This window comes from Niveispirillum sp. CC-CTL257, assembly GCF_059489915.1.
This window is the reverse complement of the sequence record NZ_JCAJXE010000004.1, coordinates 58709-84107: the sequence shown is the minus strand read 5'-3', so window position 1 is coordinate 84107 and position 25399 is coordinate 58709. Positions and strand designations below refer to the sequence as shown.

24 protein-coding genes are annotated in these 25399 nt (G+C 63.3%); 11 read left to right on the top strand and 13 right to left on the bottom strand.

Going from position 1 to position 25399, the window contains the following annotated elements; genetic code table 11:
- Nucleotides 1-4 precede the first annotated feature (4 nt).
- Nucleotides 5-520, top strand: a complete 516-nt coding sequence (locus ABC729_RS21125) for a GNAT family N-acetyltransferase (protein WP_495609586.1) — start codon at nucleotides 5-7, stop codon at nucleotides 518-520.
- Here the strand turns inward: ABC729_RS21125 and ABC729_RS21120 are convergent, their stop codons facing one another.
- A complete protein-coding gene (locus tag ABC729_RS21120) occupies nucleotides 521-1375 on the bottom strand; it encodes a hypothetical protein (protein ID WP_495609585.1) in 855 nt (284 codons plus the stop codon).
- 174 nt (nucleotides 1376-1549) lie between these two features.
- On the opposite strand from ABC729_RS21120, the gene ABC729_RS21115 reads away from it, so the two are divergent.
- Nucleotides 1550-1759, top strand: a complete 210-nt coding sequence (locus tag ABC729_RS21115; protein ID WP_495609584.1) for a hypothetical protein — start codon at nucleotides 1550-1552, stop codon at nucleotides 1757-1759.
- Between the two features lie 36 nt (nucleotides 1760-1795).
- Here ABC729_RS21115 and ABC729_RS21110 read toward each other — a convergent pair whose 3' ends face one another.
- Entirely contained in the window at nucleotides 1796-2491 is a 696-nt protein-coding gene (locus ABC729_RS21110; RefSeq protein WP_495609583.1) for a tRNA-uridine aminocarboxypropyltransferase, read from the bottom strand.
- Between the two features lie 200 nt (nucleotides 2492-2691).
- Between ABC729_RS21110 and map the strand changes: the two genes are divergently transcribed.
- From map to ABC729_RS21095, 3 genes are all read left to right on the top strand, one after another.
- Nucleotides 2692-3510 carry a type I methionyl aminopeptidase gene (gene map, locus ABC729_RS21105; RefSeq protein ID WP_495609582.1) on the top strand — a complete coding sequence of 273 codons (819 nt, stop codon included), beginning with the start codon at nucleotides 2692-2694 and terminating at the stop codon, nucleotides 3508-3510.
- 202 nt (nucleotides 3511-3712) lie between these two features.
- A complete protein-coding gene (radC, locus tag ABC729_RS21100) occupies nucleotides 3713-4447 on the top strand; it encodes a RadC family protein (RefSeq protein WP_495610176.1) in 735 nt (244 codons plus the stop codon).
- A gap of 104 nt (nucleotides 4448-4551) precedes the next feature.
- Complete coding sequence (locus tag ABC729_RS21095; RefSeq protein WP_495609581.1) at nucleotides 4552-6117, top strand: alpha-N-arabinofuranosidase; 1566 nt, start codon at nucleotides 4552-4554, stop codon at nucleotides 6115-6117.
- A 43-nt stretch (nucleotides 6118-6160) separates the two neighbouring features.
- On the opposite strand, the gene araD1 is transcribed toward ABC729_RS21095, so the two are convergent.
- Nucleotides 6161-7156, bottom strand: coding sequence for an AraD1 family protein (gene araD1 / locus ABC729_RS21090; RefSeq protein ID WP_495609580.1), 996 nt, complete (start codon nucleotides 7154-7156; stop codon nucleotides 6161-6163).
- A 185-nt stretch (nucleotides 7157-7341) separates the two neighbouring features.
- Between araD1 and ytfQ the strand changes: the two genes are divergently transcribed.
- Genes ytfQ through ABC729_RS21065 form a run of 5 tightly spaced genes read left to right on the top strand, consistent with a single transcriptional unit; the run spans nucleotide 7342 to nucleotide 12537 of the window.
- A complete protein-coding gene (ytfQ, locus tag ABC729_RS21085; protein WP_495609579.1) occupies nucleotides 7342-8337 on the top strand; it encodes a galactofuranose ABC transporter, galactofuranose-binding protein YtfQ in 996 nt (331 codons plus the stop codon).
- Nucleotides 8337-9869, top strand: coding sequence for a sugar ABC transporter ATP-binding protein (locus ABC729_RS21080; protein ID WP_495609578.1), 1533 nt, complete (start codon nucleotides 8337-8339; stop codon nucleotides 9867-9869). Before ytfQ ends, ABC729_RS21080 begins: the two co-directional genes overlap by 1 nt.
- Entirely contained in the window at nucleotides 9866-10852 is a 987-nt protein-coding gene (locus tag ABC729_RS21075) for an ABC transporter permease (protein ID WP_495609577.1), read from the top strand. The genes ABC729_RS21080 and ABC729_RS21075 overlap by 4 nt, the downstream gene beginning before the upstream one ends.
- Nucleotides 10849-11826: a galactofuranose ABC transporter, permease protein YjfF gene (yjfF, locus tag ABC729_RS21070; RefSeq protein ID WP_495609576.1), complete on the top strand. Its 978-nt coding sequence runs from the start codon at nucleotides 10849-10851 to the stop codon at nucleotides 11824-11826. The genes ABC729_RS21075 and yjfF overlap by 4 nt, the downstream gene beginning before the upstream one ends.
- A gap of 3 nt (nucleotides 11827-11829) precedes the next feature.
- Complete coding sequence (locus ABC729_RS21065) at nucleotides 11830-12537, top strand: FadR/GntR family transcriptional regulator (protein ID WP_495609575.1); 708 nt, start codon at nucleotides 11830-11832, stop codon at nucleotides 12535-12537.
- Between the two features lie 9 nt (nucleotides 12538-12546).
- On the opposite strand, the gene ABC729_RS21060 is transcribed toward ABC729_RS21065, so the two are convergent.
- Nucleotides 12547-13476 (bottom strand): Gfo/Idh/MocA family protein, encoded by a 930-nt coding sequence (locus ABC729_RS21060; RefSeq protein ID WP_495609574.1) that lies wholly within the window; start codon nucleotides 13474-13476, stop codon nucleotides 12547-12549.
- Nucleotides 13477-13620: 144 nt separating this feature from the next.
- On the opposite strand from ABC729_RS21060, the gene ABC729_RS21055 reads away from it, so the two are divergent.
- Nucleotides 13621-14703: an aldose epimerase family protein gene (locus tag ABC729_RS21055; RefSeq protein ID WP_495609573.1), complete on the top strand. Its 1083-nt coding sequence runs from the start codon at nucleotides 13621-13623 to the stop codon at nucleotides 14701-14703.
- A gap of 147 nt (nucleotides 14704-14850) precedes the next feature.
- Here ABC729_RS21055 and ABC729_RS21050 read toward each other — a convergent pair whose 3' ends face one another.
- The 9 genes from ABC729_RS21050 to bglB all read right to left on the bottom strand — a co-directional run bounded on the left by ABC729_RS21050 (nucleotide 14851) and on the right by bglB (nucleotide 25346).
- Nucleotides 14851-15645, bottom strand: a complete 795-nt coding sequence (locus tag ABC729_RS21050) for an IclR family transcriptional regulator (protein WP_495609572.1) — start codon at nucleotides 15643-15645, stop codon at nucleotides 14851-14853.
- Nucleotides 15646-15760: 115 nt separating this feature from the next.
- The gene (locus ABC729_RS21045; RefSeq protein WP_495609571.1) at nucleotides 15761-17059 is read right to left on the bottom strand and encodes an oligogalacturonate lyase family protein; all 1299 of its coding nucleotides are present in this window, start codon (nucleotides 17057-17059) and stop codon (nucleotides 15761-15763) included.
- Complete coding sequence (locus ABC729_RS21040) at nucleotides 17056-18561, bottom strand: rhamnogalacturonidase (protein ID WP_495609570.1); 1506 nt, start codon at nucleotides 18559-18561, stop codon at nucleotides 17056-17058. The genes ABC729_RS21045 and ABC729_RS21040 overlap by 4 nt, the downstream gene beginning before the upstream one ends.
- Nucleotides 18558-19547 carry a hypothetical protein gene (locus ABC729_RS21035; RefSeq protein WP_495609569.1) on the bottom strand — a complete coding sequence of 330 codons (990 nt, stop codon included), beginning with the start codon at nucleotides 19545-19547 and terminating at the stop codon, nucleotides 18558-18560. The genes ABC729_RS21040 and ABC729_RS21035 overlap by 4 nt, the downstream gene beginning before the upstream one ends.
- The gene (locus ABC729_RS21030) at nucleotides 19534-20493 is read right to left on the bottom strand and encodes an alpha/beta hydrolase (RefSeq protein ID WP_495609568.1); all 960 of its coding nucleotides are present in this window, start codon (nucleotides 20491-20493) and stop codon (nucleotides 19534-19536) included. Before ABC729_RS21030 ends, ABC729_RS21035 begins: the two co-directional genes overlap by 14 nt.
- A gap of 27 nt (nucleotides 20494-20520) precedes the next feature.
- A complete protein-coding gene (locus ABC729_RS21025) occupies nucleotides 20521-21732 on the bottom strand; it encodes a rhamnogalacturonan acetylesterase (RefSeq protein WP_495609567.1) in 1212 nt (403 codons plus the stop codon).
- Between the two features lie 38 nt (nucleotides 21733-21770).
- Entirely contained in the window at nucleotides 21771-22679 is a 909-nt protein-coding gene (locus ABC729_RS21020; RefSeq protein WP_495609566.1) for an amidohydrolase family protein, read from the bottom strand.
- A 39-nt stretch (nucleotides 22680-22718) separates the two neighbouring features.
- The gene (locus ABC729_RS21015) at nucleotides 22719-24194 is read right to left on the bottom strand and encodes an MFS transporter (protein WP_495609565.1); all 1476 of its coding nucleotides are present in this window, start codon (nucleotides 24192-24194) and stop codon (nucleotides 22719-22721) included.
- 45 nt (nucleotides 24195-24239) lie between these two features.
- Nucleotides 24240-25346: a beta-galactosidase BglB gene (bglB, locus tag ABC729_RS21010; protein WP_495609564.1), complete on the bottom strand. Its 1107-nt coding sequence runs from the start codon at nucleotides 25344-25346 to the stop codon at nucleotides 24240-24242.
- Nucleotides 25347-25399 lie beyond the last annotated feature (53 nt).

The window sequence follows — 25399 nt, the reverse complement described above, 5'->3', positions numbered from 1 at the left end:
CCCCATGCAGATCCGCGACGCCGTTGATGCCGACGCGCCGGCCATCGCCGCCATCTATAATGACGCGGTCGTCAACACCACCGCCATCTGGAACGAGGTGCAGGTGGATGCGACCAACCGGGTGGGTTGGATGGCGGACCGGCGGCGGCTGGGTTATCCCGTTCTGGTGGCGGTGGACGGTGATGGCATCGTACTGGGCTATGCGTCGTTCGGCGACTGGCGGGCGTTCGACGGTTACCGTCATACGGTTGAACATTCCGTCTATGTCCGCGCCGACCAGCGTGGTGGCGGCATCGGCAAGGCGCTGATGCAGGCCCTGATCGGGCGGGCACGGGCCATCGGCAAGCATGTGATGGTGGCCGCTATTGAGGCAGGGAACCAGGGCTCCATCGCCCTGCATGAAGCCTTAGGCTTCCGGCGCACCGGCCTGATGCCGCAAGTGGGGATGAAGTTCGGGCGCTGGCTGGATCTCGCATTCCTGCAACTGATCCTGGACGACCGCCCCACCCCCACAGCCTGATCAGGCGGCTGCCTTCGCCGTCCCGCTGCCGCCGGCACCACCCTGCCCCAGGGCGGGCTGATTTGACGCGTTGTCACCCGTCCCTTCCCGCTGGTCGCGGTCCTTTTTCTCCGCCGCTTCGGCATCTTCGGCAGCGGCAACGACGCCGGTGCGGCGGGTGCGGTCGGTCAGGCGCATCATCTCCCGCCACATCTTCTCTTCATCTGACACCTGCGTCGGCTCCGGCGGCATCAGCTCCTTGCCCATGCCGGTACATTCCAGGGACACTTTGCCGTCGGCATCGAGTGTGAATCCCGTGGCGGCGCCAATCTTCTGCCCCGCCGCCACCAGCCGCTTCGATGCGGCCTCCGCATCAGCGCCGGCATTGACCTGGCTGTAATAGCCCTCAATGGCGTCGCCATGCTCCATCAACTGCGCGTCGTTGACCAGCTTGCGCAGACGGTTCTGCAAATCCGGCTCACGCGATAGGACCTTGTTCACCTCTGCTGCGCGGGGATCGTCGCCATCCACCTTTACATTGCCCGATGTATCAATGCGGAAAGCCAACGGCGGCTCGCTCTTGATGCCAGCCATGGCCAGCGTCATGCGCAACTCGTCGCCCACTTTCTGCGTATCGGCGGCGACCGTTTCCCGTGTGGGGAATTCTATGATCGGCAGCCCCTCAACCATGGAATGGTTGGTGGCCGTCAGGCCGCCCGCCTGTGCGGTCTGGCCCGTGGGCGCGCCGTGGAAGCCCACCTTCTCGCCGGCCTCTGCCGATTGGGCCTCGCTGCCCGAAACGCTTGAAGTGCCGGAAGCCCCGGAGGCGGGTTGCCATCGAACACGACTGCTGTTGCCTGAACCCTGGATATCCATGGAACGATCCTTCCCATCACCGGGCAAAAATTGCCCATGCCCCTGGGCAGGCTTTGCCGGCACCCAGGCAGCGGAAAGAAGCGGTTACCCTTTGCGTCCGGCGGTTTTTTCCGCATGCCTTTGTCCCGGACACCCCGCAAAGCGGGGAAGAGCATAGGGAGAAAAGCAAGCGATGTGCCAGCCCTTGCGGCGGCGATGGGCACGGCCCATATCGAAGGCATGACAGAGAACCAGATTCTGGCCCTTATCTCCTCCGTCCTGGTGTTGATCCTGGTGCTGCGCGGCACGCGGTTCCCGCGTCAGGGCCTGCTGCCCCAAATCGCGGTCTGGCTGCTGATCTTCGCCCTGGTGGGCCTGTCCTATAAATTCTTCGGGCCGGGATGACGCGGGCAGCCTTTCACCCGCGCCCCCATAACGGCATCACACCGGCGGCGGCAGGCCGGGCTTGACCGGACGGCGCTTATGCTTACGCCAACGCGACAGAAGCTCGTCAAACGGCTTCAACAGCCGCTCCTGCAAGGTGGGATCGCCCTCCAGCTTGCCATAGACGAAGGCCCCGGCCTCCAGCGTCGAGACGCTTTCCTTGCGCGGTTCCTTGCGGACATTGCCATAGGCGGAGCGGAAATCCGGGTGAATGACGATGCGGCGCAGTTTCAGCATCCAGGCATTGCGCCACCACAGCGTCTTGGCCTGGGCCCAGGTGCCATCAATCAGCACGATGCCTTCCAGATCGGACAGGATCAGGTCGCTGTCGGGGGCCACATCCTTGCGCCCGAACACGGCGATGCCGCCGCGCGGAACCTTGGCCACTTCTTCCTTCGACCCCATGAACAGCACGCCCCAGCGCTTGGCATCCACCTGCCGGCCCAGGGCCTTGGACAGGGACGGCCAGGACAGGCCGATCTTCAGCACGCTGTTTTCAATCTGCCCGGTCAGCAGACGGGCGGTGCCCAGCTCCACATCCTGTTCCTGGGGATGCATCAGCACCAGCAATTGCAGGCGCGTGCGTTCCGGCACCAGGGCGGCGCAAAGGCACAAATCTTCGGGTTTGCCGCAGGTGGCGCAGGGGGGCGGCGGGGCCGGCGGCGGCGGAAGGATCAGGTCGTCTTCATTCATGGTGGCGGCACCATAGCGCATCCCGCGCCATCTTGGCAGGGGGTGGGCACGCAATGCCGCCATGGCAAGGCGTGGACCGCCCCCATCCATGCTTGATGCAGGTCCCAGGCATTGGGACACCGGGTTTGCGGCAAGGGACCGGCTTCGTGTAAGGTGCCGGGCTGACCCATGGTTTACCGTTGTTGAAAGTACCGACTCCGATGACACAGGCCGAACTCGCCGACGAATACGAAGACAAGCGTTCCATCAAGCTGCACAAGCCCGAGGATTTTGAAGGCATGCGCAAGGCCGGCCGTCTCGCCGCCGCCACGCTTGATTACATTACGCCCTTCGTCGTCCCCGGCGCGGTCACTGAAGAACTGGACGACAAGATATTGGCCTTTGTGGAGGCCAATGGCGGCACATCGGCCACTGTTGGATACAAGGGCTATACCAAGGCCTCCTGCATTTCCATCAACCATGTCGTCTGCCACGGCATTCCGGGGCCCAAGCGTCTGGTCAATGGAGACATCGCCAATATCGACGTGACCGTTATTGTCGATGGCTGGTTCGGTGATACCAGCCGCATGTATATGGTGGGCGATGTCGGCGTGAAGGCGCGGCGTCTGGTCGATGTCACCTATGAGGCGCTGATGCGCGGCATTTCGGTGGTGAGGCCGGGGGCGACGCTGGGTGATATCGGTCACGCCATTCAGTCCTATGCCGAAAGCTTCCGTTTCTCCGTGGTGCGCGATTTCTGCGGCCATGGCCTGGGCCGAGTGTTCCATGATGCGCCGTCGGTGCTGCATTACGGTCAGAAGGGCCGCGGTGCCGTGCTGGAGGAAGGGATGTTCTTCACCATCGAACCGATGATCAATGCCGGCCGGTATGAAGTGAAGGTCCTGTCCGACGGCTGGACCGCCGTCACGCGGGACAAGAGCCTTTCGGCACAGTTCGAACATTCCATCGGCGTCACCAAGGACGGGTTCGAGATTTTCACCCTGTCGCCCGCTGGCTATACTAAGCCGCCCTACGCGTAATTCCCCACCCTCTTCCCGTCTGGCATCCCATCATCACCGCTGTTACACTTGTAGGAAAGTGGGCAGTGATGGTCTTACACATCATGGGTGTGGTGGGATGGCGGTGAAGCGGACGGCGAAGGCGACACGGATGGATGAGGCGGCCGTAAAAGCCCCGCCGCCCGACGATGACCTGCTGGCCGCCATGCTGGCGGGAAAGCCCATGCCAGAGAGGCCACAGGCAGTGGCCAAGCCTGAGCCGCTGCCGGAGCGAGTGGAGGAGCAGCCGCATTATCACGGCCATCGCGACCGGCTGCGTCAGCGTTTCATCGCATCCGGGCCCGACGCGTTGCAGGATTACGAACTGCTGGAACTGCTGCTGTTCCAGGCCATTCCCCGGCGCGATGTGAAGCCATTGGCCAAGGAACTGATGACGGCGTTCGGTAGCCTGTGGGCCGTCACCCAGGCATCGGCAGAGGCGCTGCGCAACCGTTTCAACTTCTCCGACGCCACCATCGCCCATATCCGCGTCGTGGGCGCCATCGGCCTGCGCATGGCGCGGCAGCAGGTGATGGGGCAACCTATCCTGTCATCCTGGCAGAAGCTGCTGGATTATTGCGCCGGGGCCATGGCGCATGAACCGGTGGAACAGTTCCGCCTGTTATTCCTGGATCGCAAGAACACCCTGATCGCCGATGAGGTGCAGCAGCGCGGCACCGTTGACCATACGCCCGTCTATCCGCGCGAAGTGGTGCGCCGCGCCCTGGAGCTGAGCGCCAGCGCCGTCATCCTGGTGCATAACCACCCCAGCGGGGACCCCACACCCAGCCGCGCCGATATCGACATGACCAAACAGATCGTCACCGCCGCCACCGCCCTGGGTGTGGTCATTCATGACCATGTCATCATCGGCAAGGGCGGGAAATATGTGAGCTTCAAGAGTGCCGGCCTGATGTAATTGCCCTCATCTCAATAATCATATTATATGATGATCCTACTGATTTTTTCAGGTAGGATGCGCCCCCGTTGGAAAAATCGGGAAATGCGGGGGAGGAAATACGCATGAAGGGTTTGCACCGCAGCCTGGCCCTGTGCCTGGGACTGCTGACCGCCGTTCCGGCCTTTGGTCAGGATGCCAAGGTCACCGTCAATGGCGCACAGCCCGGCCCTGTCCTGGCACCGGAAATCCAGGGGCAGTTCGCCGAACATCTGGGCCGCCTGATCTATGAAGGCATCTGGGTGGGGGAGAAATCGTCCATCCCCAACATCCGGGGCTATCGCAAGGATGTGGTGGAGGCGCTGAAGGCCATCCGCGTGCCGCTGATCCGCTGGCCCGGCGGCTGCTTCGCCGATGAATATCACTGGCGCGACGGCATCGGCCCCCGCGCGAAGCGGCCGATCGGCGTCAACACCAACTGGGGTGGGGTGGCGGAAGCCAATGCGTTCGGGACCCATGAATTCATGGATTTCTCCGAACTGGTCGGGGCCAAGACCTATGTGAATGGCAATATCGGCACTGGCTCTGCCCGCGAGATGGCGGATTGGGTTGAGTATATGACCAGCCCGTCCAACTCCACCCTGGCCCAGACGCGCCGCGCCAATGGACGGGACAAGCCCTGGACCTTGGACTGGTTCGCCATCGGGAACGAGACCTGGGGCTGCGGCGGCAATATGCGGCCCGAATTCTATACCGACCAGTTGCGCCAGATCCGCACCTTCATCAAACCCGCCCCAGGCCAGCCGACCAAGATCATCGCCAGCGGCAGCCATGACGAAGAGGTCAAATGGACGGAAGTCGTGATGGCCGGGTCGGCCACCATGATCGACGCCATCAGCCTGCATCACTATGCCCTGCCCTCCTTCGGTCGGGCCACGCGCGGCACCTGGAAGGACAAGGGGTCGGCCACCGAATTCGGGGAAAGCGACTGGTTCGCGTTGATGGTGACGGCCACACAGATGGATGATCTGCTGATCAAGCACAGCGCGGTCATGGACAAATATGACCCGCAGAAGAAGGTGGCCCTGGTCGTCGATGAATGGGGCAACTGGTTCGACCCCACACCCGGCACCAATCCCGGCTTCCTGGAACAGCAGAATACGTTGCGCGACGCCGTGACGGCGGCCATCAACCTGAACATCTTCCACAAGCATGGCGAACGGGTGCGCATGGCCAACATTGCGCAGATGGTCAATGTGCTGCAGGCCCTGATCCTGACCGACGGGCCGAAGATGCTGCTGACCCCCACCTATCATGTCTTTGACATGTATAAGGATTTCCAGGGGGCCATACAGTTCCCGGTGACCGTGGCGGGGCCGAAATACAGCTATGCTGAACGCAGCCTGCCGGCGATCAGTGCCTCTGCCGCCCGCGCCAAGGATGGCAGCGTCCTGGTGGCCCTGACCAACATCAACCCGAACGAGGCTGTCCCGGTAACGGTCAGTCTGGATGGCGTCACGGCGGCGGGCGTGTCGGGCCGCATCCTGACGGCCCCCGCCATGAACGCCCATAACAGCTTTGCCCAGCCGGACGCGGTAAAGCCGGCTTCGTTCGCCGGGGCGACCTTGACCGGGTCCACCCTGTCCGTGACCCTGCCGGCCAAGTCGGTCGTGGTGCTGGTGGTGAAGTAACAAAACGGGGCGGTTCCTCGCGGGACCGCCCCGTTTTCCTTGGTTATAACCCCTTCACCACCACCGGCACCTCTGTCGCCTGCGCCAGCCGGTTGCGCAGCGGCAGGCCGAACGGGGCGGCCTCCACCTCGAACACGTCACCGGGCAGGGTCTGGAAACCGTCGCTGAAGGACAGGGTGGCAGTGCCAAAATAATGCACATGCGCGTCGCCGGGGCGGCGGAACCCGTCATATTTGAAGTGATGATATTCCAGGTTCGACAGGCTGTGGGACATGTTGGCCTCCCCGGACAGGAAGGGCTTTTCCCAGACGGTCTGGCCGTCGCGCACGATGCGCGTCGTGCCACGGATATCGGCGGGCAATTCCCCCAGCAGCAGTTCCGGCCCGATGGCGCAGACGCGCAGCTTGGAATGGGCCAGATAGAGATAGTTCTGGCGCTCCGTCACATGATCCGAAAACTCATTGCCCAGCGCGTAGCCCAGACGGAAGACGCTGCCATCCGGCCCCACGATGTAAAGCCCGGCAATCTCCGGTTCCTCCCCGCCATCCAGTGCGAAGAAGGGGGAGACAAGGTCGCCATCGGGCCGGGCCAGGATGGAGCCGTCACCCTTGTAGAACCATTCCGGCTGCACACCGACCTGACCCGGTGCCGGCTTGCCGCCATCCAGGCCGAGGCGGAACATGCGCATGCTGTCGGTCTGCTTGGCGGGGTCGGCCAGATCGCGATGCATCTTGTCCCGGCCTTCCGCCGACCCCAGATGCGTCAGGCCCGTACCCGCGACCAGAAGATGGGCCGCGTCGGGATGGTCCAGCGGCGGCAGAACGCGGCCCTCGGCCAGGGTGGCGGCAATATCCACCTCTTCCCCCGTCGCCTGCGCCTGGGCCAACGACAGAAGGTTCGTACCCTCTGCGATGGCCTGCTGCGCCAGCTCATAGGTGGTGGCGGCACCAACCAGACAGCGGGCCGGCGCATCATCCTGGCGCAGGGCCACGGCCCGCTTGCCCTGCTTGTCCACAAATTGCGTCAGACGCCACGCCATCGCGCTCACTCCTCGGGATTTGGTATATTCTGTCTCAGCCCATGCACCACACCGCCAGGATATGGCATTTGGCGCTGGACTAAATGATATAATAATACTAATCATTTTTCCCAGCATGAAATGGCAGGGCAGCCCCGGCAAGAAGGCGGCGCCCGGTCCGGGGACGGAAAACGACAGAGGGTGCGATGAAGGCTTTCGCGAAATATGGGGCCGTGGCCCTGATGCTGGCCGTCCTGACGGGCTGCGGCGACAAAGGCGGAGCGGACAAGGCGGCGGATGCCGGCAAGACTGTCGGCGCCCTGACCATCGGCTTCTCGCAGATCGGGTCGGAATCCGGCTGGCGTGCGGCGGAAACCAAGCTGGCCAAGTCGGAAGCGGAAAAACGCGGCATCACCCTGAAAATCTCCGACGCGCAGCAGCAGCAGGCCAACCAGATCAAGGCCATCCGGTCCTTCATCGCCCAGGGCGTGGACGCCATCCTGCTAGCCCCCGTCATTTCGTCCGGCTGGGATGAGGTGCTGGGCGAGGCAAAGGCGGCCAGTATCCCCGTGGTCCTGCTGGACCGGCAGATCGATACCGCCGACCCCAGCCTGTATCTGTCCGCCGTGACCTCCGACACGGTGGAGGAAGGACGCGTGGCGGGCCGTTGGCTGGTGGAAAGGCTGGCGGGTCGTGACTGCCGCGTCGTGGAAATCCAGGGCACGATCGGTGCCTCCCTGGTCGCCAACCGCAAGAAGGGCTTTGAGGAAGGTATTTCCAGCGCCGCCAATGTGCAGATCGTCCGCACCCAGTCCGGCGAATTCACCCGCGCCAAGGGCAAGGAGGTGATGGAAGGCTTCATCAAGGCCGAAGCGCCGGGCAGCATCTGCGCCGTCTATGCCCATAATGACGACATGATGATCGGTGCCATCCAGGCCATGAAGGAAGCGGGCCTGAAGCCGGGCAGCGATATCCTGGCAGTGTCCATCGATGCCGTGCCCGATATTTTCAAGGCCATGGCCGATGGCGATGCCAACGCCACCGTCGAACTGACACCCGACATGGCCAGCCGGGCCTATGACCTGCTGGCGGCTTATAAAAAGGATGGGACGCAGCCGCCGAAATGGGTGCAGACCCCGTCCACCCTGTACCTGCCCGACACGGCAGCAGCGGAGTATGAGCGCCGCAAGGACCTGTACTGATGACCGAAACGGCAGCAACGCTGCTGTCCGCACGCGGGCTGACGCGCACCTATCCGGGCGTGCGGGCCCTGGACGGGGTGGATCTGACCCTGCGTGCCGGTGAAATCCATGCGCTGCTGGGGGAAAACGGGGCCGGCAAATCCACCCTGATCAACTTGGCTACGGGTGCGCAACCTGTCGAAGCCGGGTCCATCCATCTGGACGGGCGGGAGGTGCGGCCCAAAAATCCGGCGGACGCAGCCGCCAGCGGCATTGTCGCCGTCTATCAGGAAATCACGCTGCTACCCAACCTGTCGGTGGCGGAAAACATCTATCTGGGGCGGGAGCCGACGCGGTTCGGTCTGGTCGACAGGACACGGATGCGGCGCGAGGCGGCGACGCTTCTGTCCCGTTTCGGCCTGTCCATCGATCCGGCCCAGCCGCTGTCGACCTTTTCCACAGCGGTCCAGCAGTTGATCGCCATTGCGCGTGCCGTCGATATGTCGGCGCGTGTCCTGATCCTGGATGAACCGACGGCCAGCCTGGACAGTGTCGAGGTGGCGGTGCTGTTCCGCCTGATGCGCGAACTGGCGGCGTCGGGCATGGCCGTGCTGTTCGTGACCCATTTCCTGGATCAGGTCTATGAGGTGAGCCACCGTATCACCGTGCTGCGCGGTGGGAAGCTGGTGGGCGAACGGAAGACGGCGGAACTGCCGCGCCTGGACCTTGTCGCCATGATGCTGGGCAAGCTGCCCAGCGGCGACAGCCATCTGCAACGCCATGCCACGCGCGGGCCGGGCGCGCCGTTCGTAACCGTAAAAGGTCTAGGCAAACGGCATCTGGTGGCCCCGTTCAGCGCGGAGGTACGGCAGGGCGAGGTGCTGGGCGTGGCCGGCCTGCTGGGGTCCGGTCGGACGGAGACGGCCCTACTGCTGTTCGGGGCGGAACGGGCCGATACGGGTGAGATCATTGTGGATGGGGAACCGGTCACGCTGCGCGGCCCACGCGATGCCATCCGCCTGGGCTTCGGCTTTTGTCCTGAGGATCGAAAGCTGGACGGGATTGTGCCCGACCTGTCGATCCGGGAAAACATCGTGCTGGCACTGCAGGCCCGCTTGGGCTGGATGAAGCGGTTGCCGCCGGCACGCCAACGGGAACTGGCCGACACCTACATCAAACTGCTGAGTATCCGCACGCCGGACGCGGAAAAGCCTATCCAGCTTCTGTCCGGCGGCAATCAGCAGAAGGCGCTGCTGGCCCGCTGGCTGGCGACCAAGCCGCGCCTGCTGATCCTGGACGAACCGACGCGCGGCATTGATGTCGGCGCGCATGCGGAGATCATTCTGTTGCTGGAGAAGCTGCGGGACGAGGGCATGGCGCTCTATGTTATCTCGTCAGAGGTGGAAGAGGTCGCCGCCTATGCCGACCGGGTCATGGTGATGCGTGAACGCCGTCAGGCCGGCATGCTGACGGGCGGGGATGTCACCCCGTCGGCCATCATCGACGCCATCGTGACGCCGGTAAATGGGCAACCGCCAGGACCGATAGCATGAGCGGATGGTTCATCGAATACCGGTCGCGGCTTGCCCTGCTGGCGCTGGTTCTGCTGGCCAATGTCCTTGTGGCACCGGGCTTTCTGGAATTGCGGCTGGTTGATGGGCGGCTGTTCGGCGGCATCATCGATATCCTGAACCGGGGCGCGCCGGTGATGCTGCTGGCCATTGGCATGGCACCCGTCATTGCCACACGCGGTATCGACCTGTCGGTGGGGGCGGCGATGGCCATCGCCGGGGCTGTTGCCGCTGCCAGTGTGAATGCCGGCCATACCTGGCCCGTCGCGGTGCTGGCGGCCCTGGGCACGGGTCTGGCCTGTGGCCTGTGGAATGGTGTTCTGGTCACGATCTTCCGCATGCAGCCCATTGTCGCCACCCTGATCCTGATGGTGGCGGGGCGTGGCATCGCGCAGATGATCACGCAAGGCCGTGTCCTGACCTTCACCGATGACGGTCTGGCGGGCGTCAGTTCGGCCAGTCTGCTAGGCCTGCCCCTGCCGGTCCTGATCGCGCTGGCCGCCGCCATCGTCACGGGCCTGCTGGTTCGCGCAACAGCGTTGGGATTGTTCATCGAAGCAGTGGGGACCAGTCCGCGCGCCGCGCGCCTCGCCGGTGTGCCGGCACCCGGCATTCTGATTGGCGTCTATGTCTGGTCGGGGCTGATGGCGGCCCTGGCCGGGCTGATCGCCGCCGCCGATATCCGGGGGGCCGATGCCAACAATGCCGGGCTTTGGCTGGAACTGGATGCCATCCTGGCCGTCGTCATCGGCGGGACCAGCCTTTATGGCGGGCGGTTCAGCATCGGCCTGTCGGTGCTGGCCGCCATTATCCTGCAGGGCATGCGCACCTGCATCCTGCGTTCCGGCCTGCCGCCGGAATTGAACCTGCTGCTGATGGCGCTGGTCATCGCCCTGGTGCTGTTGGTGCAGTCGCCAACCTTCAAGCCCGTCTGGGCAAGGCTGACACGAAAGGGAACGGCATGATGCGCATCAATGCCCGCACCCTGCCCTTCCTGGCCACGCTGGGTGTCTTCATCCTGCTTTATGCCGCCTGTGCCATACAGTACCCGTCGATGCTCAGCAGCCGCGTTATAGGCAACCTTCTGACTGACAACGCCTTTCTGGGCGTGCTGGCCGTGGGCATGACCTTTGTCATTCTGTCGGGCGGCATCGACCTGTCGGTGGGGGCCGTCATGGGCTTCACGACCGTGGCGCTGGCGGTGATGATCGAAGGGGCGGGACTGCACCCGCTGGCCGCCTTCACCATTGTGCTGGTCGGCGGGGCCATGTTCGGCTGTGGCATCGGGGCGGCCATCCACTGGCTGAAGGCACCGCCCTTCATCGTCACCCTGACGGCCATGTTCCTGGCACGCGGGGCCGCCCTGCTGCTGTCCACCGACAGCATTCCCGTGCGCCATGAATTCTATCAGACCCTGTCGGGCCTATCCCTGTCTCTGCCCGGCGGTGGACGGCTGGGCCTGATCGCCATGCTGATGCTGCTGGCCTTTGTGGTGGGTGGGGTGCTGCTGCATTTCACAAAGGTCGGGCTGAAAATCTATGCGTTGGGCGGCAATACCCGCTTTGCCGGCCTGATGGGCATTGATACCGCCCGCACCACCATCCTGGTCTATGGTGTGTCCAGCATGATGGCCGCCCTGGCCGGTATCATCTTCTCCCTCTATACCCGTTCCGGCTATGCCCTGACCGGGGTGGGGGTGGAACTGGATGCCATCGCGGCGGTCGTCATCGGCGGGACCCTGCTGTCGGGTGGGGTGGGTGGTATGGCGGGATCGCTGATCGGCGTGCTGATCCAGGGGTTGATCCTGACCTGGATCACCTTTGACGGCAGCCTGTCTTCCTGGTGGACGAAGATTGCCATCGGCATGCTTTTGTTCATATTCATCGGGCTGCAACGCCTGATCCTGCAATTCTCCGCTCCCACCGGGCGCACGGGGTAGAACATGTCCATTGTCCGCTGGGCCGCCGACCGTCCGCTGTCGAACCATGAACAGATTGTCCGCACCCTGGGTCTGGAGATTTTGACCGGGGTCTATGCGCCGGGCGCCAACCTGCCGCCGGAACCGGCGCTGCTGTCGCGCTTCGGCATCTCCCGCACCGCCCTGCGGGAGGTGTTGAAGACCCTGTCGGCCAAGGGGCTGCTGATTTCCAAGACGCGGGTGGGAACCCGCGTGCAGGACCCGATCCATTGGAATTACTTCGACGCCGACGTCCTGGCCTGGAAGGTCAGCCAGGGTCTGGACGAAACCCTGCGCCAGCATCTGGTGGAGGTACGGACCGCCCTGGAGCCGCAGGCCGCCTCCTTGGCGGCAAAGCGGCGAACGCCGGACGATCTCATCGAACTTCGCCGCTGCATCGCCGCCATGGGCGACCCCGGCCATGATCAGCGCAGCTTTGCCCAGGCCGATCTGGATTTCCATGTGGCCGTGGGCAGCGCGTCCGGCAACCCGATGATGCGATCCTTCGCGGCAGTGATTGAGGTCGCGCTGATCGCGTCCTTCTCCCTCACCTCCCCCATCGACAGCCCGGACCTGCAGGCGGAGGTCGTCGCCGCTCACGCGGCGATTGTGGATGCGATTGAAGCGGGCGACGGCCCCGGTGCGGCCGCCGCCATGCACACGGTCATTCAGTCAGGGTTCGACCGCACCTGACCGACGTCTTCACTCCACAAAATCCTCCACCCACACCCAACGGCCCAGCATGTAGGCGTCGGCCACGATGCGCAGGGGTGCCAGATCAGCATCCACGCGCCGTTCGGCAACCAACCGCGCGAACAGGGCGTAGAGATTGGCGTATTCCTGTTCCTTCTGTTCGATCTGGGGCACGCCATCGATGCTCATCACCGCCCCGCCGCGCGACAGGGTCAGAGTACCTTTGTCAGTTTCGATGATAATGTCCCAGGTCTGCGGCCCCGTCTGACGCCAGTCGAACTCCGCCGTCACGGCCAGCCCCTGATGGTCATGCATCACCAGCGTCGCGGCAATGGGTGCCTGCCGGTTGCCCGGCACCTCCAGGGTCGCCTTATCCACGATCAGGGCATTGGGCAGCAGATGGGTGATGATCGACAGGGCATTGATGCCGGGATCAAACACGCCCAGGCCGCCGGGTGCCCATATCCATTCCTGACCCGGATGCCAATGGCGCACATCTTCCTTCCACGACACATAGACCCGCCGCAGCTTCTTGTCCGCGAGCCAGACCCGTGCCGGCTCCACCGCCGGGGCATAGCGTGAATGCCAGGTGGCCAGCAGCGCCAGCCCCTTTGCACGGGCCAGATCGATCAGATCATGCACCTCTGTCAGGGTCGCTCCCGGCGGCTTTTCCAGCATCACATGCTTGCCCGCCTCCAACGCCTGCCGCGCCAGGGCGTGGCGAGCCTGAGGTGGAGTACAGAGGCTGATGGCATCCATCGAACCGCCGGCAGAAGCCAGCATCGCCGTCAGATCGGGGAAGTTGGGAACACCCTCCACACGGCCATGCCGGCTGGCCACCGCCGCCAGGGCGTAATCCGGGTTGGCGGCGATGACGGGCAGGTGCTGATCACGGGCGATCTTACCGATGCCAACCAGACCGATCTGGATAGGGGACATGGACGCTTCCTTGACGGGCCGAAACGAGGGTGCGTCTGGATAGCCTATTTTATATGATAAATCCAGCAAAGAGCAGGGGCACGGCTTGAATAGTCGTACTATTCAGCCTAGAAAGGCCCCGGTAACGATACGGAAGGTTCCCCCATGTCCATGCCCGAAAGCGTCCCCACCCTGCCCGGCCGCAGCCTGTTCGGGACTTTGCCGGATGGCACGGCGGTGGAACGGGTGACCTTGGTCAATGCCAAGGGCTGGGCCGCCTGCATCATCGGTTTGGGGGCCAGTTTACAGGCGCTGTGGGTGCCGGACCGGCACGGCAGGCTGGACGATATCGTCCTGGGCCATGATGATCTGGAAACCTATCTGGAGAACCGCACCTTCATCGGGGCCATCGCCGGGCGGTATGCCAACCGTATCGCGGGGGGGCGCTTCACCCTGGACGGGCAGGCCTATGATGTCTCGCGTAATGACGGGCCTAACTGCCTGCATGGCGGGATGCAGGGTCTGGACCTGCTGCCCTGGACCCTGGCGGAACAGGGGCCAACCCATGCCGTCTTCACCCTGCACAGCCCCGACGGGGCGGAGGGGTTTCCCGGCGCGCTGGATATCCGCGCCGAATACACCCTGGGCGATGACAGCCTGCTGGTCGTACTGACGGCGACCACGGATGCGGCCACTGTCGTCAACCTGACCAACCATGCCTATTTCAACTTGGGCGGTGCTGTTCGGGGCGGGGATATTCTGGGCCATGAACTGACATTGGCCGCCGATCATTACACGCCGGTTGACGCCAACCTGATCCCGACCGGGGAATTGCGGGCGGTGGCGGGCGGCGCCTTTGATTTCACCAGCCCGCAGGCCATAGGTGCCTGCCTGCGCGACGGGGGTGAGGCGCAGCTGGTGCTGGCCCGTGGCTATGATCATAATTTTGCGCTGCGGTCTGGCGGCGGAGCCGAACCGGTCTTCGCGGCCCGACTGTCGGACCCCGCAACGGGCCGGGTGATGGACCTGTCGACGACAGAACCGGGCCTGCAATTCTATTCCGGCAATTTCCTGCCCGGCAGCCTGATCGGCAAGGGCGGGCGGCTGTACCGCCAATCCGACGCCCTGTGCCTGGAACCGCAGAAATATCCCGACAGCCCCAACCAGCCGGCGTTCCCCAGCGCCCGGCTGGAACCGGGGCAGATCTACCGGCATGTGTCGCGGTATTGGTTTGGGGTGATGGGGTGATCTCGACGGTCAAAATGTTTGACCGTCGATACGGCGGCGACCGCCGCCGCGCGGCTCGTGCCGCGTAAGCCAAGCGGCCGGACGGCCGCGCCCGGCGTATGAGGGAACATGAATCTCCCTTGATCAGTCATGATCAAGGGGAACGGCTTAGCGCCGCCCCGTGCCACCGTTCCAGCCCATGCCCTTACTGATGGCGCGGGCCGTGTCCTTGACGGTGGCGATCAGTTCCTGCATGCGGTCGTCGCTCATATATTGTGCGGCGCTGGACAGGCTGATGGCGGCGATGATCTTGCCGCTGGCCCCCCGGATGGGAGCCGCGACGCAACGGATGCGGTCCTCATTCTCCTCCAGGTCGAAGGCATAGCCACCATTGGCGTAACCACGCATGCGCTGCTGCCAGACGGGCCAATCGGCCTCCCCGAAACGCTTGTCATAGAAGCTGCGCCAGCGCCCCTCGCTCTCATCCAGGATCAGGGCCTTGCCCAGGCCGGTGGAGGCGATGGGGTGACGCTCACCCACGCGGGAGCCGATTTCGATACGCCGCCGGCCCGGTATCTTGTCCAGATACAGCGCCTCCTCCCCGTCCAGCACGCCCAGATGCACCGTATCCTCGGTGGCGGCAGCCAAATCCTCGATATGCGGGCGGGCGACGCGGGGAATGTCCATCTGCTGCTGCGCCAGATAGCCCAGCTCCAGCAGCTTCGGCCCCAGCTGATACCCCTCACGCGGGGTCAGGATCAGGAAGTCGCGTTCCACCAGGGCGGCGGCCAGCCGGTGCGTGGTGCTGCGCGTCAGGTCCAGGCGCTGCGCCAGCTTGGCCAGACTGATCGGCCCGTCGGCCACCGCTTCCAGAACGTCCAGCCCGCGCAGCAGCGTCTGGCTGCCGCTGGGTGTCGCCTTCGGGGCGGTGTCTTCATCTTGCTCGGCGGTGGCGCTGCTCATCTGCTCGTATCACTCTCTCAATTTACGGAACAGCATCCCATAATCGTGCCCAAACAGCAAGATCAGGACGGCCGCGGCAGCTGAAAATTGTGGAAAACCAAGGGGCTGTTGCCCGTCAGGGCTTTACCAATTCCACCGCATAGACATGCACGTCGCCATGCATGTTGGCGCGGAAGATGATCCATTTGCCGTCGGTCGTGAAGGTGATGTTGGGTTCCAGCCGGTAATCATGATCCTGCATATTCACCAGCTTTTCCGCCCGCAACACACCGGGGCGGATCAGGTCGTCGGCATTGGGGGCATGGATGCCGGCCACATCGGGGATGTTTTCGGGCCGGAACAGGTAAATCCATTTGCCGTCCTTGGCCCTTGCCACCATCTCCGCATCGCCGCCATCGCCCGCAAACAGCTTGCCGTCGCGCGACACATTGAAATGCACCGACCATTCATCCCGGGTCAGGTGGTACCAGGTGCGCTTGCCCGTGGCGATCTCATACCCGGCCAGCCAGAAATCCTCCCCGCGCGGGGTTTGCAGGTCGTACCAGATGGTCTTGCCATCGGCGCTGAAAAACTCATGCCCCGCGATCTCCATATTCATGGTGCGGGTATGGATTTTGGTCAGGCCCGTGCCGTCGGTGCGGATGGTCCAGATACGGTCCACGCGGTGCCACGGCCCCTCATGACAAAACATGATCAGGTTGGGATCGGTGGGGGAGAATTGCAGATGGTTCAGCCAGTCTGTTGCCTTGTGGACGGTGCGCTGCGCCCCCGTCTTCAGGTCGATGGTGAACATCTCCATCGGTACCCGCGCTTGCAGCCGCTGATAGAGCCTCACCTCCTTGGCATCGGCATAGGTCATGGGTTTGCCGTCAGGGCCGATATATTCGTAGTGATTGTCGAAGCGCGTATTCTTCGGGTCGGGCGCACCGGGTTGCAGCTCAAACTTCCGTTCGGCCAGCACGCCCAGCAACAAGGTTTCGTCGGCATTGATCGACCCAATCTGCCCCTTCTTCACATGCGCGACCTTTTCCACCGTGCCCGTCGCGGGGTCGGCGGCGAAGACCTCCACCCCCTCCCCCTCGGCCTGCTGCGGTTTACGGGTGAAGAAGACGCGACCCGTTTTAGGCCCCGTGAACAACAGGTTCAGGTCAGCCCCGGCCACCAGCCGCTTCTGCACGCGCGTCGTCAGGTCGATCGTGTCGATGCCGTTCGGGTTGGTGACGATCAGGGTCTTGCCGTCGGGCGTATAGCCATTCTGATGGAAATACAGGCTGCGGGTCCCCGGCTCGGTGGATAAGCGGACGACACGGTGCCCAGTATCCTTGTCCACCCATTCACGCGGCACATCCGCCGCCGATACCGTCAGGCTGGCCAGCAGGGTCAGGCCCAACAGCCCCAAGCGCTTGATCATCATGGCACTATCTCCCCCGTCAGGCCGCGCACATCCCGGCAGACCAGGGGCGGGGTCGCGGCGTCGTTGTTCAGATTGATTTTCTCAAAATGCACAGCCTCCACATCGTCCAGCCATAGGGCCGGACGGCCATCGGGACGCAGGGTGGAAAGGCTGGCCCCCTGTACCCGCACATCCGCCGCGTGACGAATGAACAAGCCCCAGGCCGGCAGCGGGCCAAACATGCTGGGTTCGGGATAGGCGTCGGGCTTCTCCGGCACCGTTCGGTCCAGGGGCGACAGACCGCCGCGATAGGTGATGTCGATATCCGACAGAACCACATCGCGCACCGGGTTGCCCGCCTGCCCGGCGATGATGCTGGCAAAGCGGGGATCGACATCGGTTGTCCGCACCCGTTCGATCCGCACGCCCCGGATGCCACCGGGGGCCGTGCCCTCCGGTGCGCGCATCCGGGCGCCTGAATAGATGAACAGGGCGGCCGTCGTGATCTCCCGCATGGTGATATCGCTGACCCGCACATCGGTCAGCATGCCGCCATCCACGGCTTCCAGCGCCAACCCGCGTGAGCGTTCAAAGGTACAGCGCGTGATTTCGATATCGTGAAAGCCGCCATTGCTTTCGGTGCCCAGCTTGATGCGCCCCGTCATCCCATCCTGATCGGGGGCCTTGTCCTGGGTGCGGCGGAAACGTCCATCCAGCATGGTACCGGGGTCAAAGCCGCTGACATGGCAATCATGAATGCGCACATGCGCCGTGGGCCGTACCTCCCCCAGCGCCAGGGACGATTTCAGAACGATGGCATCGTCATTGGGCGTGTTGATGCGGCAATGGCTGACGGTGCAGTGGCGCACACAATCCAGGTCCAGCCCGTCGCGCTCCGTATCAATACGCAGGCGGGTGATGGTCAGGTGATCGACCCCCGTCGCCAGCACGGCAAAATGCCCGCCCTTGGCGATGGTGAAATCGCTGAGCGTGACATGGGTGCAGTGTTTGAGGGCGATGGCCTTGTTGCCCTGCCCCTGCATCGTCGCTTCTTCCGGGTCCTCGGCAGCGAGTTCAGCCGCACTCATCCCCGCCATGCTTTCGGGGAAGTATCCTTTCCGCTTGGCCCATTTCGTCCCCGGCCCCTTGGAGGTGAGGCCGTGCCCGTCGATCAGACCGGGACCCGTAATGGCGATATCGGTCAGCCCCTCGCCCCAGATCAGGCTGTTATGCCAATGGGAATGGCCGAAATCCTGATACAGGTCGTGCGGATTTGCTTCCGGCAGGTCATAGGCACCCAGCGCCCCCGGCACTGCCGCGCGGATCACCGCCCCGGTATCCAGATGCAGCCGGACATGGGAGGCGAGGCGAATGGAGAAACACAACCACACCCCCGCTGGCACGCGCACAACCCCACCCCCGGCATCCGCAGCGGCCTGAATGGCGCGGTTGATGGCCGGGCTGTTGATGGTCCGCCCATCGCCCACGCCGCCATAGGCCCGGATATCGAACCATCTGGTCATGGCGGCAGCAGCCTTACATCCACGGGGGCTTCGCGGTCAGCGGTCAGCCAGCCATCCTTGAAACCCAGTTCGGCCGCCTGGATGACCGACCGGCGTTGCCATGTCGGGTCACGGGCCGCTTCCGGTTCCCCACCCTGCTGCACGAAATAAAACAGGAAGGCGCGACCACCGCTGACCACCACATCGGGATGCCCGCCCTTGGCCCGGTCGGTCAGGGCCGTGCCCGGCTGCTTCAGCAAATGATCGGGCTGATGTTCCCAGTTGGTCAGGTCCTTGGACCGATAGACGCCCAACCCGTCCCAGGCATCTATGATCAGCCAGTACCAGCCCTGCCATTCGATGATCTGCGGCCCTTCCCCGCGCGTCTTTACGGCGACGCCGCCATGGGTCCAGACTTTCAAATCCTTGCTGTCGGCATAATGGGTGGCCGACCCGTCGCGCTCATCCTTGTACCAGAGCCGCCAGCCGCCGCCCGGCAGCGGATGCACCGCCGCATCGATCACCCGATCAGACCCCAGATCGACCTTGCCGGCAAAGTCCCAGACCTTCAGGTTGCGGCTGATCAGGTGCACGATCTCGCGCGATGCGTTCCAGTCCTTGAACACGCCTGGCACGACGGTCAGGAACATGTGCCATTGGTCACCGATATATTCGACATTCGGTGCCCAATAGGTGATGTCCTCACCATTGCCATAGCGGATGTCGGCTGTGCCATCATAGGTCCAGCTATTGCCGCCATCTTTGGACACGGCCCGCCCGATGCGTGTGCCATGCACCCATTCCACGCCCTGCGCGCCCGCCAGGGTGGCGCGGCGGTTGGTGTAGAACATCACCCATTGCTGCCCGGCTGGATCATAGACCAGCGATGCATCCGCCGCCCCATCGAACACAGGGTCGCGGTAGAGCGGCTTGGGTGCCTCGGCGAAGGTGGGGACAGCCGTGACCGCCAGCAGCAGCGCAGCAGCAAACAGCTTACGCAAAGCCATGCGTCCGGCTCCAATCCAGGAACAGTTGCGGCCATGCCGCCACGGGTGCAGCCTTCTCCGCACGCAGGCCAAAGCCATGTCCGCCCGCTTCGAACAGGTGCATGGCGACCTTGGCCTTCTGCGCGCGAAGTGCCCCATACATCAGAAGCGCATTCTCCACCGGCACCGCACCATCATCGGCAGCATGGGTAATAAAGGTGGGTGGCGCGTCGGCGGGCACGCCCTTATCGGCGGAAAATTCCTCAATCCTCGCCGCACTGGGATTATCCCCCAACATCTGCTTGGCCGACCCCGCATGGGTGATGCCGGGTGTCATGGAAATGACGGGATAGCCGAGCGCCGCGATATCGGGCCGAGCCGACAGCCTATCCGCCGCATCCACGGGCGCATAGGTCTGCTTGCCATAGCGGGTTGCCGCCATGGAAGCCAGATGCCCGCCGGCGGAAAAGCCCATAACGCCGATGCGGTTGGGATCGAACCCATAACGCCCGGCCTGTGACCGCATCACGCGGATGGCGCGCTGCGCATCTTGCAAGGGCGCATCCGGCCCGGCGGCCCAGCCATCGGCGGGAAGGCGGTAGAGCAGGACATAGACCGTGATCCCCGCCCCTACCAGCCATTGCGCGATATCGTACCCTTCCTTGCCCACCACCACCCGCTGATACCCGCCACCGGGGATGATCAGCATGGCCGCCCCGTTGGGCTTGGCCGGGCGGAACAGGGTCAGGTTGGGTTGGGTGACATTCAGGATGGCGACATCCTTGAAGCGCGGATCGTCCGACCGCACGATCTCCGACTGCGTCACCACCACCTTCTCCCCGCCCGGCGGTTTGCCCGGCCATAGCGGCAGTACCGTTCCCGGTGCATCGGCGGCGTGGACTCTGACGGCCAATCCTGTCACCAGGGCGGTCGCAGCAGCGGCGGAGAAAAGCTGGCGGCGGTGCATGGTCACATCCTTTTGGAAGGCTTCGGATCAATTGCCCCGTGGCGTCACATCCGACCGGATCGGGCTTTCCGGCAGGGTCAGCGCGTCCGGCCCCGGCGGTCGTTTGGGATCAAACGGCAACAGGTCAGGCCGGATATGGGATTTCAGGGGCAGGTCGCTGGCCGCGATCCCCACCACCACGGCGCGGGCCATCAGCCACGCCCCATAATTGTTGTGATGCGTGGCGTCCTTACCGTCATTGCTGAAGGCACGCGGGGCGACATCAGGTCCCAACGCCTCATAGATATCCTTCGACATCGCGTTCAGGTCGATCAGGGCCACGCCCTCCTCTGCCGCCACCTTGCGCATGGCGTTGGGATAATCGCCATGGCTGTTGGTGATGCGGCCCGCCCCATCAAAGGTGCGGCGATGGGGAGAGGTGACCAGCACCGGCACCGCCCCCCGCCGTTTCGCCTCCGCGATGAAGACGCGCAGATATGCTGGATATGTCGAGGCTGCATCGACATAGGTCTGCGGCCATGCCGCCTTGCTGTCATTATGGCCGAACTGGATGAACAGATAATCGCCCGCCTTGATACGGGACAAAATCTTGTCCAGGCGCAGGCCGGTGATAAAGCTCTTCATTGTCTCGCCGGATTCCGCATGGTTGGCAACGGCGATGTCGGGCGTAAGCATGCTGGTGATCATCTGGCCCCAACTGGCACTTGGTTCAGCGGGCTGATCCGTAACGGTGCTGTCACCCGCCAGGTAGACCGTTGGAACGTCAACCTTCTCGACGGTCAGGGTGGAAAAGCGCGGGACCTTGTCGGCGAATTCCAGGGTCAGCTTGTCATCCCAATGCAGCTTGCCAAGTTCGCGCTCATTAATGCGGACGGCGGTGCCGCCCGGCGCGTTCGGGGGTGGGGTCGGCAGGGCGGTCGTGCGGACATTGACAATGAAGGATCGCGTCTCGAACCGGCCCTTGCCCGTCTCCACCCCCCACAGCATCAGACGGCGGCTTTCGGCCTTAACGGATGTCCGCGCGCTGGTCCTGGCATAGCCGAGGGTCACCGTGACGCGGTAATTCCCTTCCGGCACCTTGACAGAAAACACAAAGGGCTTATCGCCGTCGGGCGAATAGTCCGGTTCGAAACCATAACCGATGGTGGGGTCATAGATGTCGGTCGTCATGACGGGGACGCCCCCGCCTTCGCCGGTGATACGGAAATCCCAGCGGTCGGGCTCAGCAAGGGCCGGCATGGCGGCACCAAGACAGGCCAGGATTAAACAAAGCCCCCTCACAGCTCTACCGCCAGACGGTAGATACGAGCGGCATTGCCCGCGAACATCGCCCGGCGTTCGGCATCGGTGAAGTCCGCAATGATCGCGTCATAGGCCACGTAATGCACCCCGAACCCGCCATACAGTTTATCGACGGGGAAGTTGCTGGCGAACATCGCCCGGTCCGGGCCGAACGCGTCGATGGCGTGCAACACGAAGGGCCGCAGGCTGTCCACGGTCCATTGCCGGTCGATCATGGCCAGACCCGAAATCTTGATCGCCACATTGGGCTGTGCCGCCAGCAGGGCCAGACCCTTGCGCCACAGCGCCAGTCCGTCCGCATCCTGGTCCGTGGGCATGCCGGCATGGTTCAAGATGACGGGGATATCCGGGTGCCTTGCGGCCAGTTCCGCCGCCACTGCCATCTGTGAGGGATAGATTTGAAGGTCGAATGACAGGCCATACTTGGCGAGAAGGGCATAGCCACGCTGCCAGTCGGCATCACCGATCACATCACGCGCGGAATAGGTCCTGGCCGGATCACTGTGCCAGTTGATGATGTGCCGGATACCGCGCACGGCACCATGTTCGGCATGGGCGGCCAGCAGCCTCTCCACATCTGGGTCGTTCAGCGCGGCGAAGGCGACCAGCGCCATGGGCAACCGCCACTGATCCGCCACTTCCTGCAACCATGTGGTTTCCGACAAAGCATGGTCGGGGTTGGCGCCGGCCTCCACATGCACCAATCCACGCACATCGAAGCCCGCCGTGTCGGCCAGATAATCCGACAGGCTATAGGGCTTGGCGATGGGTTCGACATTGCCCGCCGCATTGGGCGGCAGGGGCCGGTCCATCAGCCAGGAATAATGCTGACGCGTGAAATCCCACAGATGCATGTGGGGATCGACGATGGGCAGGCTCGTCATGGGGTCCTCCGCTCTTTTGTCGATTATGGTGGGCGAGGGTTACCGTCCCCACAGCCGCTCATATTTCCACCCGGTCAAATCTTCCAGAACGGCACGCCGCTCCGGCGTGGTGTCCATGCGGCCCTCCTTGAAGCGGGCGATTTCCTCCATCAGGATCACATGGCGCGGGCCATCCAGGCGGAAGCGGCGGGACACGGCAAAGCCGGCCAGCAGCACGCCGATGGTGCCGATGCCCATGACAGCCAGGATGGTGGTGATGGCCTGATCACTCTGCGTCTCGGCCTTGGGCATGAAGCCGCCGGCCTCAAGGATCAGGCCCACGCCCATCACGGCGGCGGCCTGGGTGGCCTTGCGGATGAAGGTCATGACGCCCGCAAAAATCCCCTCGCGCCGCTTGGCCGTCACTACCTCGTCCACGTCGGCCATGTAGTTATAGGTGTTCCAGGGGATATAGTTCAGACCACCCCGACCCAGGCCCGACAGGATGATGGGCACGAACAGCCACAGATGCAGGTTTTCCGGCCGGAAGAAATGGATCGACAGGAAACCGACAACGCCCAGAATATAGAAACAGACCGCTAGCCGGTATGACGGGGCGGGATGGATGCGCAGGCAAAGCTGGATGAACATCGCCACCGCAAACAGCTGCGCGATATACATGCTGCCCAGCAGGTTCGATGCCTCTGAGACTGAGCCTGCCAGCACGAAGACGATGAAATAGGTGAAGACGGCGTTGAACACGTCCTGGCTGATATAGCCGCCCAGATACATGCCCAGATGCAGGCGGAAGGCGCGGATTTTCAGGGTGGAGAATAGGTCGCTGTACAGTTTCCTGAAACTGTCGCCCAGGGTCAGGACGGGTTCGCCAGCCTTCATCTGTTCCACCTCGGCAACGGAGCGTTCATAGGTGAAGGCCCAGGTGAAGGACAGCACGATGGCAAAGGCCACCGCGAAGATGATGCCCATGATCAGGAACGTATCGGCGCTGTCCTTGCCGCCCACCCAGCCGACAATGGCGGCCGGCAGGAAGCCGGCGGCAATGGCAGAGCTTTGCGCGAACAGGATGCGGATGCCGGCCAGCTTCGCCTTGATCCTGTAATCCTTGGTCATCTCGGCAGCCAAGGTTTCATAGGGGATCAGCACGACGGCATAGACCGTCTCAAACAGAACGTAAGTCGCCAGATAATACCAGAACCCCTGCCCGCTGACCCACATCAGCGCGAAGCTGGGCACCAGCGGGATACAGATCATCAGGAAGAAACGCCGCCGCCCGAACCGGCGGCCCAGGCGCGTGCGGTAGAAATTATCCGACAGATGCCCGACAATGGGACTGACAATGGCGTCCAGCAGACGGGCGATGGCAAAGATCGCCGCCGCCTGCGTGGCCGACAGACCGCAGAAGGTCGTGTAGAAAAACAGGATCCAGCCGCTGATCACGGCCATCGACCCCGCCCCCAGGATATCGTTGGCACCATAGGCCAGGTAATTGATGGGCTTCACACTACGCTGGCTCATCGGCGTTTCCTCTAGGGGTTTTGTTTTTGGTTACCTTACCCGCCCTCAAATGAACCGGCGCAGCATTTCCGTCAGGCAGACGATGGCCAGTGACTGGCCGTAGGGCATGGAGGTCAGCTTAACGTCGCGGTAGTATTGGAGGTCACTGCCCAGGGCCGTACCGAAGGACACTTCCTGCAATTCGCCATCGGGCGCGATCTTGTTCAGAACGGCATGCACGGCCTTGATGGCCATCGGCTCATATTCGGCACTGATATAGCGCTTGCGGACGGCCTTCATGATGCCATAGGCGAAACCGGCGGCGGCTGAGCTTTCCAGATACGAGGTCGGATCGTTGATCAGCGTGTGCCAACGGCCATCCTCGGTCTGATACTTGGCCAGCGCCTTCACCTGATTTTCCAGCGTATCGATCAGGAAGGTGCGCAGCGGGTCCCCGGGCTTCAGGTCCAGCAGCTCAATGAATTCCGGGATGGCGATGGTGACCCAGCAATTGCCGCGCGCCCACAGCGCATCCGCGAAATTATGGCGGCCATCAAAGGTCCAGCCGTGGAACCACAGGCCGGTCTTGGTGTCGAACAGATACTTGATATGGATGAGGAACTGGCGCTTGGCCTCCTCCACATATTCCGGACGGTTCAGCAGCAGGCCGATCTTGGCCAGCGGCAGCACCGACATCATCAGCGTGTCATCCCACAGCTGCTGCGGGTTCTCGGAATTGAATACGATATGCTGGAACCCGCCCTCCTCGGTCTTGGGCAGGCCATGCATGACCCATTCGGCCCAGGTATCCAGGTACGGAATATAGGTTTGATTGCCCGTCTTCTCATAGAGATAGGCCAGGGTCAGGAACGGGCTGACCGTATTGATGTTCTTGGTCGGCGTGCCGGCGGCGAAACGGTCGCGGAACCAGTCCAGCATGATCTGAAAGGCACGCTCGCTGCCCGTCATCTCATAATATTTCCACATCCCGTACAGGCCGATGCCGTGGGTCCATTCCCAATCGTTCCAGCCCTTGGTGTCGATGACGCGGCCATCATCCAGCCGCAGCAGGAATTCCCCTGTCTCATCCTTGATATCGACCAGATTGCTGATCAACAGGTCGATGGTCCGGGTGACATCTGCGGCCTGCAGGCCGTGGGCGAGGTTGGGCATGGGATGGTCTTTCGATGCGTGATCTTGGGTTGGTCAATCCGGCTCTCCCCCGT

Excerpts from the sequence above, each read along its gene's own strand:
- ABC729_RS21125 (WP_495609586.1), top strand. The coding sequence starts at position 5 with ATGCAGATCCGCGACGCCGTTGATGCCGACGCGCCGGCCATCGCCGCC.
- ABC729_RS21120 (WP_495609585.1), bottom strand. The coding sequence starts at position 1,375 with ATGGATATCCAGGGTTCAGGCAACAGCAGTCGTGTTCGATGGCAACCC.
- ABC729_RS21110 (WP_495609583.1), bottom strand. The coding sequence starts at position 2,491 with ATGAATGAAGACGACCTGATCCTTCCGCCGCCGCCGGCCCCGCCGCCC.
- map (WP_495609582.1), top strand. The coding sequence starts at position 2,692 with ATGACACAGGCCGAACTCGCCGACGAATACGAAGACAAGCGTTCCATC.
- radC (WP_495610176.1), top strand. The coding sequence starts at position 3,713 with ATGCCAGAGAGGCCACAGGCAGTGGCCAAGCCTGAGCCGCTGCCGGAG.
- ABC729_RS21095 (WP_495609581.1), top strand. The coding sequence starts at position 4,552 with ATGAAGGGTTTGCACCGCAGCCTGGCCCTGTGCCTGGGACTGCTGACC.
- araD1 (WP_495609580.1), bottom strand. The coding sequence starts at position 7,156 with ATGGCGTGGCGTCTGACGCAATTTGTGGACAAGCAGGGCAAGCGGGCC.
- ytfQ (WP_495609579.1), top strand. The coding sequence starts at position 7,342 with ATGAAGGCTTTCGCGAAATATGGGGCCGTGGCCCTGATGCTGGCCGTC.
- ABC729_RS21080 (WP_495609578.1), top strand. The coding sequence starts at position 8,337 with ATGACCGAAACGGCAGCAACGCTGCTGTCCGCACGCGGGCTGACGCGC.
- ABC729_RS21075 (WP_495609577.1), top strand. The coding sequence starts at position 9,866 with ATGAGCGGATGGTTCATCGAATACCGGTCGCGGCTTGCCCTGCTGGCG.
- yjfF (WP_495609576.1), top strand. The coding sequence starts at position 10,849 with ATGATGCGCATCAATGCCCGCACCCTGCCCTTCCTGGCCACGCTGGGT.
- ABC729_RS21065 (WP_495609575.1), top strand. The coding sequence starts at position 11,830 with ATGTCCATTGTCCGCTGGGCCGCCGACCGTCCGCTGTCGAACCATGAA.
- ABC729_RS21060 (WP_495609574.1), bottom strand. The coding sequence starts at position 13,476 with ATGTCCCCTATCCAGATCGGTCTGGTTGGCATCGGTAAGATCGCCCGT.
- ABC729_RS21055 (WP_495609573.1), top strand. The coding sequence starts at position 13,621 with ATGTCCATGCCCGAAAGCGTCCCCACCCTGCCCGGCCGCAGCCTGTTC.
- ABC729_RS21050 (WP_495609572.1), bottom strand. The coding sequence starts at position 15,645 with ATGAGCAGCGCCACCGCCGAGCAAGATGAAGACACCGCCCCGAAGGCG.
- ABC729_RS21045 (WP_495609571.1), bottom strand. The coding sequence starts at position 17,059 with ATGATGATCAAGCGCTTGGGGCTGTTGGGCCTGACCCTGCTGGCCAGC.
- ABC729_RS21040 (WP_495609570.1), bottom strand. The coding sequence starts at position 18,561 with ATGACCAGATGGTTCGATATCCGGGCCTATGGCGGCGTGGGCGATGGG.
- ABC729_RS21035 (WP_495609569.1), bottom strand. The coding sequence starts at position 19,547 with ATGGCTTTGCGTAAGCTGTTTGCTGCTGCGCTGCTGCTGGCGGTCACG.
- ABC729_RS21030 (WP_495609568.1), bottom strand. The coding sequence starts at position 20,493 with ATGCACCGCCGCCAGCTTTTCTCCGCCGCTGCTGCGACCGCCCTGGTG.
- ABC729_RS21025 (WP_495609567.1), bottom strand. The coding sequence starts at position 21,732 with ATGCCGGCCCTTGCTGAGCCCGACCGCTGGGATTTCCGTATCACCGGC.
- ABC729_RS21020 (WP_495609566.1), bottom strand. The coding sequence starts at position 22,679 with ATGACGAGCCTGCCCATCGTCGATCCCCACATGCATCTGTGGGATTTC.
- ABC729_RS21015 (WP_495609565.1), bottom strand. The coding sequence starts at position 24,194 with ATGAGCCAGCGTAGTGTGAAGCCCATCAATTACCTGGCCTATGGTGCC.
- bglB (WP_495609564.1), bottom strand. The coding sequence starts at position 25,346 with ATGCCCAACCTCGCCCACGGCCTGCAGGCCGCAGATGTCACCCGGACC.